We start from the raw sequence: 16,037 nt of genomic DNA, 5'->3' as shown, positions 1-16,037 counted from the left end.
GTGCCTGTCTGCATATGGCCCGTCCTGGGCGTGTGCGGACAGTTCAATGGATCGGCACACACGGTCCACTCGCCTGTCCCGGCGGCGTAGCAACGGCCCGGGGCAAACGGCGCATAACAATTGTTGGGGGACGTACAGCACCGCACCAACCGAACGGGCATGCGCTCGTGCGGCGGGATAGTGCTTGTCTGCGAATTTAACAACCGCGATCGACGTTGGCGATCGTGGGTGGCCACCTTTTTTTATCCGGGAGCTCGCATGGACAACAATTCAGACCAAAAGCCGACCGTGCCAACGCGGCTACCGCCCTCGCCGCCGCATCGGCCGCAACAGACCCCGCCGCGCGACGCCGTCGCGAAGCAAGGCAGCCCGCTGAGCCTGCGGCCGGTATGGCAGGCCATTCCGCGCCTGGCCAGTTACGGGATGGTGGGGTTCATCATCTGGATCATCCTCTCCGTGATGTTCCCGTATGTCTTCGTGCGCTCGTCGGAACGCGCGATCGTCAACAGCCCGGTCAGCCTGATCACCACCCCCGTGGAAGGTGTGGTCACCAAGCAGCTGGTGCCGGTGGGCACCGCCTTCACCGCCGGCCAGTCCTTGATGACGCTGCAGAATCCGAACATGGACCGCGCGTTGCTGATGGAACTGACCGGCAAGAAGCTCGATAACGACAAACGGCTGGAAGCGGCCAGATCGAAACTGGAAGTCAACCAGGCCCGCCTGGCCGCCACCAACGGCGACGTCAAACGCTATGTATCGGTGGCGCAGCAGCAGAACGACGCTCGCATCCGCGGCATCGAGGCCCGCCTGGCCGCCGCCCAGCAGCAGATGGAAGCGCAGGTCAATGTCGTCACGCGCAATGAAGCCATGCAGCAGGCAGGCGCCGTCAGCCAGGCGTTCACCGAGGCATCGCGCAACCAGCTTGCCGTGCTGGGCGGCCAGAAGGATGCCATCGAGGCGGAACTCAACGGTGCGCGCAGCGCCAGTGCCGCCACGCGCAACCGCGTCTACGCCTCAAACACCGACGGCGCCGCGGGCGCGCTCTCGCAGCGGTCCGACGAGCTGAAGGCCGAAAACGCCCAGTTGCAGGCCGAGATCAAGCAACTGCAGGAATACGGCGCCGAAGTCGACAAGCTGGTCAACACCGAGCAGCAGCGCCTGGACCGCATATCCAACCTCGACATCAAGGCCTATGCCGGCGGCATCGTCGAAGACGTGCTGGCGCCGCCGGGCACGCATGTGGCGGCGGGCGCCACGCTGATGCGCGCCACCAACTGCACCACACCGAGCGTGGTGGCCGTGTTTCCGCGCAGCCTGAGCAAGGACCTGTTGCCAGGCGCCCCGGTCACGGTGATGGTCGATGGCGTGGCCACGCCGCTGCCCGGCAAGGTGGCCGAAATCCTGCCGCGGGCGCCGGATGGCGACCAGGCGCGCTACTTCGTGCCCTTCCCGCCCATCGAGAAAAACGAGCTGTACCTGATCGCGAAGCTGAACAAGCCGCTGCCTGACCTGCCCGGCGCAGGCAAGACGGACCGCTGCGCGCTCGGCCACTGGGCCAAGGTCAGCCTTGACCGTCCGTGGTTTCGCCGGCTGATCTGATCGGAGCCGATCGCACAGTCATACACCCAACGCCCGCAGGAAGGAGACTACCGTGCAGCGTACGACCGCAGGAATGCCATACCGGGCCGCCCGCAAGCGGCTGACCGAAGCACTGATGACAGCCGTGCTCACCACCCCGCTGGCCCTGTCGGCGGCGCCCGCCCCGGGCGATGCCGCGCGCGACCCGATGCGCGACCAAATGCGCGACGCAGGTTGCCAGACGCTGACGCAACGCGTGGCTGCCATCCCGGGCAACGGTCCGGTCATGCTGGCCAGCTACGAAGCCGCGCCGGGCGGCGATCCGCTGCCCGGCCCGCTCAAGGAGTCGGCCTTTGTCTATGACAACGCGCTGGCTGGCATCGCGCTGATCGCGTGCGGCCAGAAGGATGCCGCGCGCCGTATTGCCGATGGGGTCGTGGCCGGCGTCACGCGCGATCGTCATTATCACGACGGCCGCATCCGTAACGCCTATCGTGCCGGCGCGATGCCCGCCGACGGCGCCGTGCCGATGCCCGGCTGGTGGGACGCCAAGGCCAACAAGTGGTTCGAGGACCGCTACCAGGTGGGCACCGCCACCGGCAACGTGGCCTGGGCCGCGCTGTTGCTGCTGGCCGCCTACGACGCCACGCGCTCGACGCGCTATCTCGACACGGCCAAAACGATGATGGGCTGGGTCGACAAGGAGACGTACAACGCCGACGCGCCGGCCGCCTTCATCGGCGGGTACTTTGGCCACGAACCATCGCCGCAGCGTCAGGGCTGGAAGTCCACCGAGCACAACGTCGACACCTACGCGGTGTTCCGCTGGCTGTCGCGTTATGACAGCGACCCGCGCTGGAAAACCGGCGCCGATCGCTCGCGCAAGTTCGTCGAGACCATGTGGCAGCCCGGCGAAGGCCGCTTTGCGATTGGCACGCGTGACGATGGCCGCTCGCTCAACGGCGGCCCTTCGGCGCTCGATGCCTCGCTCTGGCCGCTGATCGCCATTCCCGATGCCGCCGGCACCTGGCAGCGGGCGCTCGGCTGGGCGCGGGCCAAGCACGGCGTCAAGGGCGGCTACGGCTTCAATGCCAACCCGGACGGCGTCTGGACCGAAGGCACCGGGCAGGCCGCGCTGGTGCTGCGCGCCACGGGGCGCGACAGCGAGGCCGCGCCGCTCTGGCCGCTGCTGGTGTCGCAGCGCGCGCCGTCCGGCTACCTGTTCGCCACGCCCGAGCCGCGCGTGCGCACGGGGCTGCAGATCGGCCCCGACTCGAAGACCGACGACTTCTATTACTTTCACCTGCCCCACCTGGGCGCCACGGCCTGGGCCGTGCTTGCCGCCACCGGCTGGAATCCATTCCAGCCAGGCGGCTGCCGGGGCGCGAGCTGTGCCACGGCCAACCAGGCCGCGGCACCCCCCGACAATCCACCCAAGGAGTAACGATGCTCGCCGCGAGTTTTGCAAGTTTTCTCGATAGCAGCATGCTCGTGCAGATCAATGCGGGCGCGCTGCTGGTGGCCGTGCTGTGTCTGCGCGGCAACCGGCAACGCGCCGCGGACCGTTGGCTTTTCGGCCTGGCGGCGGCGGTCCTGCTGATCGTGTATTACATCTGGCGCGTCACCGAGACGCTGCCGGAATGGCGCATGGAGTTCCCGAGCATCTGGGCCCATGTATTCCTGGGTTTCGAAACGCTGACGATCCTCTACACGTTGATCTCGATCGTCACGCTCACACGCACCACCGACCACTCGGCCGAGGCCGATGCCAGCGAGGCCCGCCTGCGCGGCGACCGCGATGCGCCGGCCGTGGACATCTTCATCGCCACCTACAACGAAGGCCTGGACGTCCTGGAAAAGACCATCGTCGCGGCCAAGGCCATCGACTACCCGAACTTCCGCGTCTGGGTGCTCGACGACACCCGCCGCGACTGGCTCCGGGAATTCTGCCGCACGGTCGGCGTGAACTACGTGACCCGGCCCGACAACACCCACGCCAAGGCCGGCAACCTGAACAACGGGCTGTACCACAGCGCCCAGGGCGATGGCGGCGCGCCCTACATCATGGTGCTCGACGCCGACTTCGCGCCCAACCGCAACATCCTGCTGCGCATCATCGGCCTGTTCGACGACCCGCGCGTCGGCGTGGTGCAGACGCCCCAGTTCTATTACAACGCCGACCCGATCCAGTACAACCTGCGCTCCACCGAATGCTGGGTGGACGAACAGCGCGCGTTCTTCGATGTGATGCAGCCGGCCAAGGACGCCTGGGACACCGCGTTCTGCATCGGCACGTCGTTCGTGGTGCGGCGCGAGGCGCTGGCCCATATCGGCGGCTTTCCCACCGGCACGGTGACCGAGGACATCCACCTGACCTACAAGCTGATGCCGTTCGGCTATGTCACGCGCTGGCTCAACGAACGCCTCAGCGTGGGCCTGTCCGCCGAAGGCCTGCCCGAGTACATCAGCCAGCGCAGCCGCTGGGGGCTGGGCACGATCCAGGTGGCCCTGACCGCCGATGGGCCCATGCGCGGCCGCGGCTTCACGCTGCGCCAGCGCCTGCACTATGTGCACGGCCTGCTGCACTGGGTCAGCCGTCCGTTCACGATCATGCTGCTGCTCGGACCGCTGCTCTACTGGTTCTTCAACGTGCCCACGCTTTATGGCGACCCGATGCAGTTCCTGGCCTACGGCGTGCCGGCGCTGCTGCTGTACTGGGCGTACAGCATCTGGATCACCGGGTCGCGCGCGATGCCGATCTTCACCGAGGTCACGCAGATCGTGGCGGCGATGGCGGTCACGGCCACGCTGGCCAGCGCCATGTTCAAGCCGTTCGGCCGCCCGTTCAAGGTGACGAACAAGGGGCTGGACCGCTCCAGGCTGACGGTGCACGGCAAGTTCGCGCTGCTCTATGGCAGCCTGTTCTTCCTGTCGGCGATGGGCCTGGCGCGCGCCGTGGCCGCCGACGGCAACGCGCCCGGCACCGTGTTCAACGTCGTCTGGACCCTGGTGTCGATGATGCTCTACCTGGCGTCGATGCTGGTCTGCTTCGAACTGCCGCGCCCGCGCAAGGAGGAGCGGTTCCCGTTCCGCGCGGCCGGGCGGCTGCAGTTCTACGGCGCCGACGGTATTTCTCGCGAGGTCGAGGGCGTCACGCGCGACCTGTCCTGCAATGGCGTGGCGCTCGAATCGCATAGCGGCACACGGGTGGAACCCGGTGCCGTAGGGGCCTTCTGGCTCGCGCCGCTGGGCTGGGTGCCATGTCGCGTGGCACGCACCGACGGCCAGCTGATCGGCATCGCGCTGGTTCCCGACATGGCGGCGCGGCACCGGCTGATCCGCCTGCTGTTCAGCGAGCCCCCTCACAACATCGCGCATCGCGGCCTGCCTGGCACGGCCATCGTGCAATTGCTGCGCCGCGCGTTCACAGGTTGATTCACATATGAAGACGATAACAATGCGCCTTTCCCCCGCACGCCTGCCGTCTCTGCGCTGGAGCGCCGGCATCCTGCTGCCGCTGGCACTGGCCGCCTGCACGCTCGAACCGAAGTACGAACGCCCGGATTCGCCCGTGCCCAACGCCTACCCCGACGGCCCGGCCTACCAGACCACGCAGGGCGCCAACGGTGCGCCGCAGTCGCAGGTGCAGGCCGCCAACCTGGGCTGGCAGGATTTCTTCACCGATGCGCGGCTGCGCCGGCTGATCGAACTCGGCCTGGCCAACAACCGCGACCTGCGCGTGGCCACGCTGTCGATCGACGAGGCCCGCGCGTACTACCGCATCCGGCGCGCGGCGCAGTTCCCGGCCGTCGATGCCAGCCTGGGCTTCAGCAGCACGCGTCTGACCGGCGACTTGCGCCCACCGGGCCAGGACCCGGTGATCAACGCCTGGGGCGCCGGCGTGGGCTTCTCGTCGTTCGAGCTTGACGTGTTCGGCCGCATCCGCAGCCTCAAGCACGAAGCCCTGGAGCAGTACCTGTCCATCGAAGAAGTGCGGCGCAGCACGCAAATCAGCCTGGTTGGCGAAATTGCCAACGCCTATCTGACCTGGCAGGCCGACCAGCGGCTGCTGAAGCTGTCGCAAGACACGCTCAAGATCCAGGAAGATGCGTCGGAAATGGTCCGCAAGAGCAAGGCGGCCGGCGGCATGGCCGCCATCGACCAGCACCGCACCCAGACCCAGGTGGAAACGGCCCGCGTGGACGTGGAACAGTTCACGCGCCAGGTGGCGCAGGACGAAAACGCACTGTCGCTGCTGATCGGCGGCCCGATCCCGGCCGACCTGCCGCCGCCGCAGCCATTCGGCGACAACTCGTTCGTGGCCGAGCTGCCCGCCGGCCTGCCCTCGCAGTTGCTGGAGCAGCGGCCGGACATCATGGCCGCCGAGCACCGGCTGAAGGCGGCCAATGCCAATATCGGGGCCGCGCGGGCGGCGTTCTTCCCACGGATTTCGCTGACCGCGGGAGTCGGCCTGGCCAGCACCACGCTGGCGGGGCTGTTCACAGGCGGCGCGGCGTGGGCGGTTGCGCCGCAGATCACGCTGCCGATCTTCAATGCCGGCGCCAACCAGGCCAACCTGGACGCGTCGAAGGTCCGCAAGGACATCAACGTGGCGCAGTACGAGCGCACCATCCAGGGCGCCTTCCGCGAGGTGGCCGACGGCCTGGCCGCCCGTGGCACGTACGACCGGCAGACCGCCGCGCAACAGTCGCTGGAGAAGGAAGTGGCCGAGACGCGTCGGCTGGCCGAGATGCGCTTCAAGAACGGCGTGGACGACTATTTCCCGGTCTTCGACGCCCAGCGCCAGCAGTACGAGGCGCAAAAGAAGCTGGTGACGATCCAGCTCGCACGGCTGACCAGCCGCGCGCAGCTGTACAAGGCGCTGGGCGGCGGATGGTCGCAGCAGACCGTCAACACCCAGCCGCCGGTGGCGGGCAAGCCGGCGCCCGCGCGGGCCGTTGCGCCACAGGCGGCCGCGCCAGTGCCCGTTTCCGCCCCGGCTCCGGCGCCGGCGCCAGCACCGGCCGCGCCAGTTGCACAGACCCGTGCGCCCCAGCCGGCGCCCGTCCCGCTCGCGCAGGCCGCGCCAGCCCCGCAGCCGCAGCCGCAGCCACAGCCACAGCCACAGCCGCTACGCAAGACGCCAGATCCGGCGATCCCGGCGGATTTGAGGTCGGCGCCCGACGTTACCGCGAAGCCGGCCACACCGGGGCCGGCGGCCGCGGTGGCAGGTTCGGGATCGTAACCAGGCAGGCGACCCTCTCATCAATGGGAGAGGGGAGACAACCACAGGCAAACCAGCCTCTCACGGTTGCTCCCCGCCCATTCCCCGCCCCCGTGTTCCCGTCCCCTTCTTCCGTCCCCTACCCCACAAAGGCCCCCGGCACCGGATCGTCACCGAGCGCGTGCAACAGCACGGCCCAGTGCATGGCCTCGTCCCCCAGGATGCTGCCTGCGGCCTTGCTCAGTTCGCGGTTGTGGAAGCTGGGCAGCACGCCCAGATAGGCGGCCGTGGCCCCTTTTTCCAGGCCGGCCGCAAAGCGCAACACATCGGCCTGGCTCTTCAGGGTCTCGGTCGGAAAGCTGTACTCCCGCGTCGCCCGTGCCTTCACCGGCGTGCCGCCGAGCTTTTCCACGGTGCCCGCCAGGACCTGCGCGTGCGCCTTGTGGTGGGCCTGGAACTTGACCGCCGTGTCGAGCACCGGCTTTTGCAGCAGGCCGCTTTCGGCCCCCACCTGATAGGCGGCGATGGCCTGGTATTCGAGGCCCAGGGCGGTGTTCAGGATATGGATGTCGTCGCGGGTGCTGCCCGATTGCGTCTGCCCCCACGCCGGCATCGCCTCGCCAAGCGCCACCGCGGCCAGCGTGCCCAGCGCAAAGGCGCCCGGCGCCATCAGCCAGCCCCGGCGCATCAGGTTCGGCGCCCGCCGGACATCGGCCAGGGCAGCATCGGGGGCGTCAGCCGGCGGCACGCGCATTGTCGTTTTGGTTTCCATGGGAACCTCCTAGGATCGGACGATGGTCGACGCGGCCATCCCAGCCGCGTTACCGGCTTATACGCGGCCGTCCGCCTTCCGGATGCAGGGGCGCTGCCTATAATCGGAAATTCTCGCCAAGCACGGAGTCCTGTGTGGCCCTGCCCTCACCGCTGCCCGACGATCCAGACCCGCTCGAAACTCTGCTCGGGCGCGTGGCCATTGGCGACCGCCAGGCGCTGCGTGCGGTCTACGAACTGTCGGCCGCGAAACTGTTCGGGCTGGCCCTGCGTATAACAGGCAAGCGGGATCTGGCGGAGGACGTGGTGCAGGAGAGTTTTGTCAGCATCTGGCACCACGCCGGCGACTATCGGCCGCAACTGGCCGCGCCCATGACTTGGATGACCACCATCGTCCGCAACCGCGCGCTCGACGCCTTGCGGCGGACGGCCACCGCGCGCCTGGCCAGCGCCACGCCGCTCGATGACGCGCCCGAGGCCGACCTGGCCGACGCCGCCGCCGGCCCGGCCGAACTGGCCCAGGCCAGCCAGCAGGCCCGTGCGCTGAACCGTTGCCTGCAGCGGCTGGAGCCAGGCCAGCGCCAGGCAATCGTGCTGGCCTATCTGCAGGACATGAGTCATTCGGAACTGGCCGAACAGCTGCACACGCCGCTCGGCACCATCAAGTCGTGGATCCGGCGCGGGCTCGAACGCCTGCGCGCCTGCCTGGAGTCCGCGCCATGAACCTGGCCCGCAATCCCGACCTGCTCGACCGCATGGCCGCCCAATACGCGCTGGGCGTGCTGCGTGGCGGCGCGCGCCGCCGCATGGAGCACCTGGCGCGGCAGGAGCCAGCGGTCCATGCCGCCATCGCGCACTGGCAGCGGCGGCTGGCCGGCGTGGCCGAACTGCAGGCCCCGACCGCGCCCATCGAAGCGGTCTGGTGCGGGATCGAACGCCGCCTGGGCTGGAAAGCCGAAGACGCCGCGGATGCGCCGGCACGTCCGAACGACACCGAGGCGCCCAGGGCATGGTGGCACCGCTGGCACGGCGTGGCGTTCTGGCGCGCCAGTGCGCTGATGCTTGCCACGGTGGCCGTGGTGGTGGCGGTCGGCAGCCTCGTGCGCTGGCAGGCAACACCGTTGTCGCCCGGGGTGGTCGTGGCCGTGCTGCAGTCGCAGCAATCGCAACCGGCCATGCTGGTGAGCTGGGATGCCGCTGGCCGCGCGCTGGTGGTGCGCCGGCTGGACGATCTGCCGCTGACGTCCCAGCAGGCACTGCAGCTCTGGGCGGTGCCTCAGGGCGGCAAGCCGGTATCGCTGGGCGTGCTCGGCCATGCGCGCGAAGTCCGCCTGCCGCTCGACGCGCTACCCGCCAATATCGCCGCGCTGGCGGTCAGCGTGGAGCCGCCCGGCGGATCGCCCCAGCGCGACGCACCCAGCGGGCCGGTGGTATTCCAGGGTCCGCTGATCAAGGCGCCTGCCTGACACGCGGCGGCGCCGCCCGGCGAAGTGGCTCCGCCCCCCGGGCCCGACTCCGCTAAAATCCACGCCAGAAACAATCCCCAAGGTTTTGCAGCGTGGCTCTTCAGCAGGGTTTTATCCTGACCCGACACTGGCGCGACACCCCGGCCGGCACCGAGGTCGAGTTCTGGCTTGCCACGGACGACGGGCCGCGCCGGCTGCGCCTGCCGTGGCAGCCCTCCACGGCCTTTATCCCCGAGGAACAGCGTGCCGTCGCCGAAGCCCTGCTGCAGGGTGAGCGCGATGTGTCACTGCGCCCGCTGGCCCTGCAGGACTTCCAGCGCCGCCCGGTGCTGGGGCTCTACTGCCCGCAGCACCGGCAGCTGATGCAGCTGGAGCGGTCGCTGCGCGACGCTGGCGTGGACGTCTACGAAGCCGATGTCCGGCCGCCCGAACGCTACCTGATGGAGCGGTTCATCACCGCACCGGTCTGGTTCGACGGCGATGCCGGCGCCGACGGTGTGCTGCGCAACGCGCAGATGAAGCCGGCCGCCGACTATCGGCCCACGCTGCGCCTGGTTTCGCTCGACATCGAGACCAACGCGTTCGGCGACCTGTATTCGATTGCCCTGGAAGGTTGCGGCCAGCGGCAGGTGTACATGCTCGGGCCCGCCCCGCCGAACGCCGCCGCAGACATCGACTTTGCGCTCGAATACTGCGCCACGCGCCAGCAGCTGATCGAACGGCTCAACGACTGGCTGGCCCGCCATGATCCCGACGCCATCATCGGCTGGAACCTGGTGCAGTTCGACCTGCGCGTGCTGCGCGAACATGCGAAGCAGTACCAGATCCCGCTGCGGCTGGGCCGGGGCGGCGCCGAGATGGAATGGCGCGAGCACAACCGGCAGCAGCACTACTTTGCGGGCGCGGCCGGCCGGCTGGTGATCGACGGCATCGAGGCGCTGCGCTCGGCCACGTGGAGCTTTCCGTCGTTCAGCCTCGAAGCGGTGGCGCGCACGCTGCTGGGCGAAGGCAAGGCCATCGACAATCCGTACGACCGCATGGACGAGATCGACCGGATGTTCGCCGAAGACAAGCCGGCGCTGGCGCGCTACAACCTGCGCGACTGCGAACTGGTGACGCGGATCTTCGAGGCTACCGAACTGCTGCACTTCCTGCTGGAGCGCGCCACGGTCACGGGCCTGCCCGCCGACCGCAGCGGCGGGTCGGTGGCGGCGTTCACGCACCTGTACATGCCGCTGATGCACCGGCAGGGCTATGTCGCGCCTAACCTGGGCGACAAGGCGCCCGAGGCCAGCCCCGGCGGCTTTGTGATGGATTCGCGGCCGGGACTCTACGAATCGGTGCTGGTGCTCGACTACAAGAGCCTGTATCCGTCGATCATCCGCACCTTCCTGATCGACCCGATCGGGCTGGTGGAAGGCCTGGCGCACCCCGACGATGCCGATTCCGTGCCCGGCTTCCGGGGCGCGCGGTTCTCGCGCACGAAGCACTGCCTGCCGGCCATCGTCGCCCGCGTGTGGCAGGGCCGCGAGGCCGCCAAGCGCGACAGGAACAAGCCGTTGTCGCAGGCGCTGAAGATCATCATGAACGCGTTCTACGGCGTGCTGGGGTCCAGCGGCTGCCGGTTCTTCGACCCGCGGCTGGCGTCGTCGATCACCATGCGCGGGCACGAGATCATGCGCCAGACCCGGGAACTGGTCGAAGCGCGCGGCTACGAGGTGATCTACGGCGACACCGACTCCACCTTCGTGTGGCTGCGCCGCGCCCGCACCGAGGACGACGCGGCGCAGATCGGCCGCAGCCTGGTGGCGTACGTCAACGACTGGTGGCGCGACCATCTCTGGCAGACCTACGGGCTGGAAAGCGCGCTCGAACTGCAATTTGAAACGCACTTCCGGCGCTTTCTGATGCCGACCATCCGCGGCACGGACCAGGGCAGCAAGAAGCGCTACGCGGGCCAGGTGGTGCGGGCCGACGGCCGGCCCGAGATGGTGTACAAGGGCCTGGAAACGGTGCGCACCGACTGGTCGCCGCTGGCCCAGCAGTTCCAGCAGACGCTGTACGAGAAGATCTTCAACCGCGAGCCGTACCAGGACTACGTGCGCGATACGGTACGGCGCACGCTGGCCGGCGAACTCGACGACCAGCTCGTCTACCGCAAGCGCCTGCGCCGGCAGCTCGACGAATACCAGCGCAACGTGCCGCCGCACGTCCGCGCCGCGCGTATCGCGGACGACTACAACGAACGCCACGGGCGCCCCAGGCAGTACCAGAACGGCGGCTGGATCAGCTACCTGATGACCATGGCCGGCCCCGAGCCGCTGGAAACGCGTGCCGCCCCGATCGACTATGACCACTATGTCACGCGCCAGCTGCAGCCGATCGCCGACGCCATCCTGCCGTTCCTGGACGACGATTTCGAGACATTGCTGACCGGCCAGATGGCCCTGTTTCCCCAGTAGTTGCGCACGGGCGGGACAATTGCTGGCGTCGCGGCACCGCCCGACCCGCTAGAATGGGCCGAATCTGCCGATAAGAGAATCCGAAGAGACTTCGCCCGCCGCACATGTCCGCCGCCCCGACCTCCCCCGCCCAGACGCCCTCCGCCCCATCCGCCGACGCCCGCCACGCCAAGGCCATGCGCTTCGCCGCCAGCATGCTCGTGCTGCGCGACGGGCCCCAAGGCATGGAAATCCTGATGATGCGCCGCCCGCAGCGCGACGACGACCGCAGTGCCGGCGCCTTCGTATTCCCGGGTGGCGTGCTCGATGCCCAGGATGCCACGCTGCATCCGTTGTGCGCCGGCCTGGACGACGCGGCGGCCAGCGCGCGGCTGCAGGTGCCGGCCAACGGGCTGGACTACTACCTGTGCGCCGTGCGCGAGGCGTTCGAGGAAGCCAACCTGCTGTTTGCCTACGACGCCAGCGGGCAAATCGTGCGGCTGGACGACCTGGGCCCCGACGTCCACCAGCAGTTGCGCGAGGCGGCCAGCTACGGCGGCAAGGGCCTGGCCCATGTCTGCGACATGCTGGGGCTGCGGCTGGCGGTCGACCAGCTGGCCTATTGCGCCTACTGGCTGACGCCGCCGGGCCTGCCCAAGCGGTTCGACACGCGCTTCTTCATGGCCGTGCTGCCCGCCGGGCAGACCGCGATCCACGATGGCGTGGAGGCCGTGGAGCACCGCTGGATGCGGCCGGCCGACGTGGTGGACCCGGCCAACAACCTCACGCTGGTCAATGCCACGCGCAAGATCCTGCAGTCCATCGCGCATTTCGGGACGGCACAGGCGTGTTTCGACTACGCGCGGCAGCAGCGCAATATCGCGCTGGTGATGCCGCGCCTGGCCCATGGCCCCAAGGGCCATCGCCCCGTGATGCCGGAGGAACCCAGCTACGCGGAAATCGCCCGCATCGACCCGGATGGCGCAGGCCATGGACGCTACACGCTGGAACCGGGCCTCGCGGTCAAGCTGTCGGAACGGGTCTGGCGCGTGACGGCCAGCAACGGCAACGTGATGACCGGGCCTGGCACCAACACCTACTTCGTGGCCGGCGCCGACAACCAGTGGGCCGTGATCGACCCCGGCCCCGATGACGCCGCCCACTTCGACGCCGTGATGGCCGCCGCGCCCGGGCCCGTGAAATGGATTCTGGTCACGCATACCCACCTGGACCACTCGCCGGGGTCGGTGCGCCTGCGCGAGGCGACCGCCGCGCCGGTCTGGGGCCGCACCACCGACGTGGTGGATCGCCAGGACCAGACCTTTCGGCCTGACCATCAGCCCACGCACGGCGACCGCATCGCCCTGGGTCCGCAGACCACGCTGCGCGTGATCCACACGCCGGGGCATGCGTCGAACCACCTGTGTTTCCTGCTGGAAGAGGAAAAGACGCTGTTCACGGGCGACCACGTGATGCAGGGGTCCACGGTGGTCATCAACCCACCCGATGGCGACATGCGCGCCTACCTGGCATCGCTGCACGCGTTGCTGGACGAGGAGATCGACTGGATCGCCCCAGGGCACGGCTTCCTGATGCCGCGCCCGCACGACGCCATCCGGCTGCTGATCCGCCACCGCATGCAGCGCGAAGCCAAGGTGATGAACGCCCTGCGGGCGCTGGCGCCGGCCGACGCCGGCACGCTGGTGGCCAGCGTCTACGACGACGTTCCTGTCACCAAGCATCCGATCGCGCTGCGCTCGCTGATGGCCCACCTGCGCAAGCTGGAAGCCGATGGCGTCGCCAGCGAGGCCGAGGGCGTCTGGAAGCTGCTGTAGGACTGGAAGACTGCACCCGCCGGTACTTGTTATGCCCGCGGTTTTCTCCCCTCTCCCGCCTTGCGGGAGAGGGGCCGGGGGAGAGGGCCAGCCTCCCAGCTTGCCGCCGCGCACAACTACATGCCCCTGGTTTTCTCCCCTCTCCCGCCTTGCGGGAGAGGGGCCGGGGGAGAGGGCCAGCATCCCAGCTTGCCGCCGCGCACCACTACATGCCCCTGGTTTTCTCCCCTCTCCCGCTTTGCGGGAGAGGGGCCGGGGGAGAGGGCCAGCGTTCCAGCTTGCCGCCGCGCCCCCTCCCCGCAGCAAACTCCGCAAGGGCAATCGACACCCTGTGAAATATCTGGATACCTTGACGGCCTTGGCGGGCCGGACGCGCACTGCCTACAGTGATCGGATCGAAACCCGCCGCGAGCCGCGCCATGTCCAGACTCCTATGCGCCTTCCTGCTGTCCCTGGCCGCCTCGGGCGCGGCGCAGGCCGTGACCAAGTGCGAGAGCCCGCGTGACACGCTCTACACGAACGGGTCATGTCCGGCCGGCTACCAGAACGTCACCGGATCGATGCGCGGCAACGTGACCACCGTCACCAAGACGGCCAAGATCCGCCAGGACGAACAGGCCTACCTGCAGAACCGCGCCCGCATGTCCGCGCAGATCCAGAACTGGGACGCGCGCGAGGACGAGGCCGATTGGCGCAGCCAGAACGCGTTCTGGAACCAGTGCCGGGCACTGGAGTACCAGGCGCGCGCCGCCGAACGCGCCATGCAGCACACCGAATACTGGAGCTACGCGGACCGCTATCGCCACGCCGCCCAGGCACTGCGCACCGAGCAGTACAGCATGGGGTGCTATTTCTGACCGTATGGGTCGGATGTTCGGACATAGCAGAACCTGCCGATATTAGTTGCGCTTAGATCGGCATACAGAAAATTTCAGGCGAAATGGGGCCGGAATCACGTCTGCTGTCACATACAATCCGTTCCCATCCGGCCCGCCACGCGCTGTCCCTGCATCGTCCCGGATCACCGACGTGGCAACTGCGGTCGCAACCTCCTCCTGTGACAGAAACATGCTGACTCTCACTGCGATCGTTGCGTATATGCTGGCCTGCATCGTTGCACTGGCTTTCGGTGTCCGCTGGATGGTCAAGAACGATCCCCTGCTCAAGCAGCAACCGTTCCTGGATGCCTCTTCCGGCCCCCGCGACGATTCACCGCGCTAGGCAAACACAGACGCAAGCCCACGCAAGCCCACAAAAATACCCCCGGGCAATCCATCGAATCATTGCTTTCCCCGAAACGCCGGTCCACAAGACCGGCGTTTTGATTTGAGGCCGCCCCGGTGCTGCAACCGTTACGTGTATCCGTCCTACATCGCGACCCGCCGCGCGCCGACACCCCGCGATGCGGCCCGGGGCTATCCTACGAGAATAACGACCACCATACCGTGCCCCCATGTCGACCGTCCCGCCTTCTCCCGCCCTGCGGTCCGCGCGGCCGCCAGAGGCCAGCGCGCTGACGCCTGACGGCGACCATGCCGGCGACACGGTTAGCGCCATGCCGGACGCCGCCCTGACGGGGCCGATGCCGGGGGCCGCGGCGGCACCCGTCACCACTTCCGATTACACACCCCCCAGCTGGACCCAGTCACTGGGGCGCGCCAGTTCGGCGCTGATCGTGCTGGCCACGCTGGCGTCGCTGTACGCGCTGCATGTCGCCACGGCATTCATCGTTCCGGTGGTGCTGGCCATCATCCTTGCCTATCTGCTCGATCCCCTCGTGGACCTGCTTCAGCGCCGTCACATTCCTCGTGCCATCGGCGCCACGCTGGTGCTGCTGAGCCTGATGGCGCTGGCGCTGAGCTGTGCCTATCTGCTGCAGGGCCAGGTGTCGTCGATCGTCGACCGCCTGCCGGAGATCGCCAGCAAGCTGTCGCGTTCGGTGGGGGCACTGATGAGCGGCGACGACTCCGTGGTGCAGAAGGTGCGCCGCGCCGCCACCATTCTCAGCGGCACCGGGCAGCTTCCCGCTCCCAAGGGCGCCCCGGTGGTGGTGGAGCGCACCGCCGACAACTTCAGCAACATGGTGTGGGCAGGCTGGGTCAGTGCCTTTGCGCTGATGGCCCAGTCGGTGGTGGTGCTGTTCCTGACGTGGTTCCTGTTGCTGACGGGCGACATGTTCAAGCGCAAGTTCATCAAGATGGCCGGCAAGACATTGAGCCAGAAGAAGATCAACGTGCATATGCTGGACGAGATCAACCGGCAGGTGCAGCGCTACATGATCATGCTGCTGGTCACCAACGCGTCGCTCGGCTTCTGCATTTATCTGCTGCTGAAGTATCTGTCGATCGACAATGCCGGCACCTGGGCGCTGGTGGCGGCCGTGCTGCACCTGGTGCCCTACTTCGGCTCGCTGGTGGTGGCCGTTTGCCTGGGCGTGGCCGGGTTCATGCAATCCGGCACCCTGGCCGTGGCGGCTGCGGCGGCGGGCGGTTCGATGGTGATTGCCACGCTGATCGGCAACGGCATGACCACGTGGATGACAGGCCGCCTGGCGCGCATGAATCCGGTCGCCGTCTTCGTGTCGCTACTGCTGTTCACGTGGCTCTGGGGCACCTGGGGCATGCTGCTGGCGATACCGCTGGCCGTCATCGCCAAGGTGGTGGCCGATCACGTCGAGGGCCTCGAAGTCATTGCCGAATTTCTTGGCGAATAAGCGACCAGG

Annotated in this window: 12 protein-coding genes; 11 read left to right on the top strand and 1 reads right to left on the bottom strand. The window is 68.1% G+C overall.

The window, feature by feature from the left end; all coding sequences use genetic code 11:
* The first annotated feature begins 258 nt into the window (after nt 1-258).
* From AC24R4_RS24920 to AC24R4_RS24905, 4 genes are all read left to right on the top strand, one after another.
* Entirely contained in the window at nt 259-1,599 is a 1,341-nt protein-coding gene (locus tag AC24R4_RS24920; protein ID WP_487523776.1) for an HlyD family secretion protein, read from the top strand.
* A gap of 73 nt (nt 1,600-1,672) precedes the next feature.
* Nucleotides 1,673-3,022: a hypothetical protein gene (locus AC24R4_RS24915; RefSeq protein ID WP_487523984.1), complete on the top strand. Its 1,350-nt coding sequence runs from the start codon at nt 1,673-1,675 to the stop codon at nt 3,020-3,022.
* A gap of 2 nt (nt 3,023-3,024) precedes the next feature.
* Nucleotides 3,025-5,013, top strand: a complete 1,989-nt coding sequence (locus tag AC24R4_RS24910; protein WP_487523775.1) for a glycosyltransferase — start codon at nt 3,025-3,027, stop codon at nt 5,011-5,013.
* Nucleotides 5,014-5,035: 22 nt separating this feature from the next.
* The gene (locus AC24R4_RS24905) at nt 5,036-6,823 is read left to right on the top strand and encodes an efflux transporter outer membrane subunit (RefSeq protein ID WP_487523774.1); all 1,788 of its coding nucleotides are present in this window, start codon (nt 5,036-5,038) and stop codon (nt 6,821-6,823) included.
* A 118-nt stretch (nt 6,824-6,941) separates the two neighbouring features.
* On the opposite strand, the gene AC24R4_RS24900 is transcribed toward AC24R4_RS24905, so the two are convergent.
* Complete coding sequence (locus AC24R4_RS24900; protein WP_487523773.1) at nt 6,942-7,574, bottom strand: ferritin-like domain-containing protein; 633 nt, start codon at nt 7,572-7,574, stop codon at nt 6,942-6,944.
* A 134-nt stretch (nt 7,575-7,708) separates the two neighbouring features.
* On the opposite strand from AC24R4_RS24900, the gene AC24R4_RS24895 reads away from it, so the two are divergent.
* From AC24R4_RS24895 to AC24R4_RS24865, 7 genes are all read left to right on the top strand, one after another.
* Nucleotides 7,709-8,296, top strand: a complete 588-nt coding sequence (locus AC24R4_RS24895) for a sigma-70 family RNA polymerase sigma factor (protein ID WP_487523772.1) — start codon at nt 7,709-7,711, stop codon at nt 8,294-8,296.
* A complete protein-coding gene (locus AC24R4_RS24890; protein WP_487523771.1) occupies nt 8,293-9,039 on the top strand; it encodes an anti-sigma factor in 747 nt (248 codons plus the stop codon). The genes AC24R4_RS24895 and AC24R4_RS24890 overlap by 4 nt, the downstream gene beginning before the upstream one ends.
* A 92-nt stretch (nt 9,040-9,131) precedes the next feature.
* Nucleotides 9,132-11,501 carry a DNA polymerase II gene (locus AC24R4_RS24885; protein ID WP_487523770.1) on the top strand — a complete coding sequence of 790 codons (2,370 nt, stop codon included), beginning with the start codon at nt 9,132-9,134 and terminating at the stop codon, nt 11,499-11,501.
* Between the two features lie 176 nt (nt 11,502-11,677).
* Nucleotides 11,678-13,315, top strand: a complete 1,638-nt coding sequence (locus tag AC24R4_RS24880; protein ID WP_400395690.1) for an MBL fold metallo-hydrolase — start codon at nt 11,678-11,680, stop codon at nt 13,313-13,315.
* A gap of 419 nt (nt 13,316-13,734) precedes the next feature.
* Nucleotides 13,735-14,172 carry a hypothetical protein gene (locus tag AC24R4_RS24875; RefSeq protein WP_400397530.1) on the top strand — a complete coding sequence of 146 codons (438 nt, stop codon included), beginning with the start codon at nt 13,735-13,737 and terminating at the stop codon, nt 14,170-14,172.
* Between the two features lie 211 nt (nt 14,173-14,383).
* On the top strand, nt 14,384-14,536 hold the full coding sequence (locus AC24R4_RS24870) for a hypothetical protein (protein ID WP_194946509.1): 153 nt from the start codon (nt 14,384-14,386) through the stop codon (nt 14,534-14,536).
* A gap of 232 nt (nt 14,537-14,768) precedes the next feature.
* Complete coding sequence (locus tag AC24R4_RS24865; protein ID WP_487523769.1) at nt 14,769-16,028, top strand: AI-2E family transporter; 1,260 nt, start codon at nt 14,769-14,771, stop codon at nt 16,026-16,028.
* The last annotated feature ends 9 nt before the right edge of the window (nt 16,029-16,037 follow it).

Source organism: Cupriavidus sp. CER-90, assembly GCF_057652055.1.
Note: the sequence above shows the minus strand (reverse complement) of the source record. Positions and strands in the feature narration are given on the sequence as shown.

What these genes read in the sequence shown, in the direction of transcription:
- AC24R4_RS24920 (WP_487523776.1), top strand. Translation starts at nt 259, where the DNA reads ATGGACAACAATTCAGACCAAAAGCCGACCGTGCCAACGCGGCTACCG.
- AC24R4_RS24915 (WP_487523984.1), top strand. Translation starts at nt 1,673, where the DNA reads ATGCCATACCGGGCCGCCCGCAAGCGGCTGACCGAAGCACTGATGACA.
- AC24R4_RS24910 (WP_487523775.1), top strand. Translation starts at nt 3,025, where the DNA reads ATGCTCGCCGCGAGTTTTGCAAGTTTTCTCGATAGCAGCATGCTCGTG.
- AC24R4_RS24905 (WP_487523774.1), top strand. Translation starts at nt 5,036, where the DNA reads ATGCGCCTTTCCCCCGCACGCCTGCCGTCTCTGCGCTGGAGCGCCGGC.
- AC24R4_RS24900 (WP_487523773.1), bottom strand. Translation starts at nt 7,574, where the DNA reads ATGGAAACCAAAACGACAATGCGCGTGCCGCCGGCTGACGCCCCCGAT.
- AC24R4_RS24890 (WP_487523771.1), top strand. Translation starts at nt 8,293, where the DNA reads ATGAACCTGGCCCGCAATCCCGACCTGCTCGACCGCATGGCCGCCCAA.
- AC24R4_RS24880 (WP_400395690.1), top strand. Translation starts at nt 11,678, where the DNA reads ATGCGCTTCGCCGCCAGCATGCTCGTGCTGCGCGACGGGCCCCAAGGC.
- AC24R4_RS24875 (WP_400397530.1), top strand. Translation starts at nt 13,735, where the DNA reads ATGTCCAGACTCCTATGCGCCTTCCTGCTGTCCCTGGCCGCCTCGGGC.
- AC24R4_RS24870 (WP_194946509.1), top strand. Translation starts at nt 14,384, where the DNA reads ATGCTGACTCTCACTGCGATCGTTGCGTATATGCTGGCCTGCATCGTT.
- AC24R4_RS24865 (WP_487523769.1), top strand. Translation starts at nt 14,769, where the DNA reads ATGTCGACCGTCCCGCCTTCTCCCGCCCTGCGGTCCGCGCGGCCGCCA.